2 protein-coding genes are annotated in these 1,627 nt (G+C 44.9%); both read right to left on the bottom strand.

Annotated elements, in window-relative coordinates:
- Positions 1 to 3 precede the first annotated feature (3 nt).
- Positions 4 to 990 carry an ArdC family protein gene (locus G4407_RS16005; RefSeq protein ID WP_173689669.1) on the bottom strand — a complete coding sequence of 329 codons (987 nt, stop codon included), beginning with the start codon at positions 988 to 990 and terminating at the stop codon, positions 4 to 6.
- A 5-nt stretch (positions 991 to 995) separates the two neighbouring features.
- The coding region (locus G4407_RS16000) for a DUF3801 domain-containing protein (RefSeq protein WP_173689668.1) at positions 996 to 1,627 on the bottom strand (632 nt) is incomplete at its 5' end.

The following is a 1,627-nucleotide window of genomic DNA, read 5'->3' as shown; positions in this document are numbered from 1 at the left end:
CTTTTATCGTTCCGGCTGGCTCTTTGCTTTTTTCTCTTTTCCAGATGCTTTTTCAGATGGTTTTTCATCCTTGGTTTCCGGTATTTTTACAGGGTCTCCGATTGCGAACTTATCGGTTATATACTCCTGTTCCTTTGCACCAAAATTGCGTTCGATATGGTTTCGTATACTGTAGGAAGCCTGACGGACATCATTTAAAAAGTCTCTCAGTTCCTGCGGATCTTTCTTTCCACATTCATTCCTCTGTGCAATATACTCCAGATTGAATCCGGTGACATCCACACCATAACGTTTTGCAATCACATAGGCCGCACAATATGCCTGTGCACTGACTTTCTGTCGGCTGTAGGTCCCGGTATGCTGGTCCAGTGCTGCACATGCCAGTTCCCGGTTCAGTGCATGGAATGTCGTTACTTCACTCATTCCGTTGCGGATATAAATGGTACGGTATCTCGGATTGTACTGTGCCTGCACTTTGTCTGGCAGATTATCCTCAATCTGTACACGCACCGACTGGTCTTTTAAGACAGCTCCTACCAGTTCTGTCAGACTTCGCTGTGGGCGTTCTTCTAATAGCTTTCCTGACATCTGACTGATGTCAAATCCTTTTCCGATCGTATACCCTCTCCGCATTTCTCCATCTTTTTCGTATTCAGTGGAAATCATATAAGTAATGCCATGCTCCCCTGCTTTTACTGAACGATGTTCTTCTCTCCAGCGTTCATAAGACCTTACCACCTTAAAATCCGGATGCTGTCCGTAGATCAAAAGCAGATTCGGAGTTCTCTGTGTATTACACTCTGCCATAAAATCCAGAAAGCCTTTCAGTTTTTCTCCATCCTGAAAAACTCCCTGTGCCTGTGAATCTACTTCAGCCCATACCTCTTCTCTTTCCTGCTGCTTCTTGGCTGCATATTCTTCCTTGGTCAATTTCTGTTCAGGAACCTGCTGTTCTTCCGTTCCACCTGAAATCATATCTGTTAAATCCATTTTCATTACCTGCCTTTCGTTTTCATGTTCTTACGTTTCTTCCGTCTCTCTCTGGCATTTTTCCGTCTGTCCGGCCGTTTACGTTTCTCTTCCTGCTCCTTGCGGATATCTCCGAGTTCTTTCCGCACAGATGGTTTTTCATTTTTTTCTTCCCAGCTAGTTTCCCGACCGGAAGAAGTATTTCTGTTGCGCGAGAAAGGTTCGGATGGATTCTTTACTTCCCCCTCCTGCGCCTGTGTAAAATTTCCTTCTGGGAAAACTTCATCTCCAATCTGAAACATTTCTTCCGCATCGTCCAGTTCAAATTCTATCTTGCCTTCCGGCAGGACAACGGTCTCTGTCCGTACATTCTCCCCGGATGCTTGTTCCATCTGGTTCTCTGCCTGTTCCGGTGCAGTCTCTTTTTCTACTGTTTCTGTAACCATAGATCCTGATTCTGCTTTTACAAAGTCCAGATTCATACGGTCTAATACCCGGTTCATCTTTGCTGCGTCATCGGCAAATACCATCACTTCTGTCTGGTCCGGATTCACCTTATCCTTGATGACAACATATAAGATACCTCTCGCTTTGGCTTCTTTCGCAAACTCTTTCAGTCTGTCACCCGGTACTGTAAAAAATTTCATCGGACGCTGTT

Source organism: Allocoprococcus comes (assembly GCF_013300725.1).
In the GTDB taxonomy this organism is placed as follows: domain Bacteria; phylum Bacillota; class Clostridia; order Lachnospirales; family Lachnospiraceae; genus Allocoprococcus; species Allocoprococcus comes_A.
This window is presented reverse-complemented; position numbering and strand designations above follow the sequence as displayed.

Bases quoted from the DNA above. Each gene is read 5' to 3' on its own strand.
- G4407_RS16005 (WP_173689669.1), bottom strand. From the start codon at position 990: ATGGATTTAACAGATATGATTTCAGGTGGAACGGAAGAACAGCAGGTT.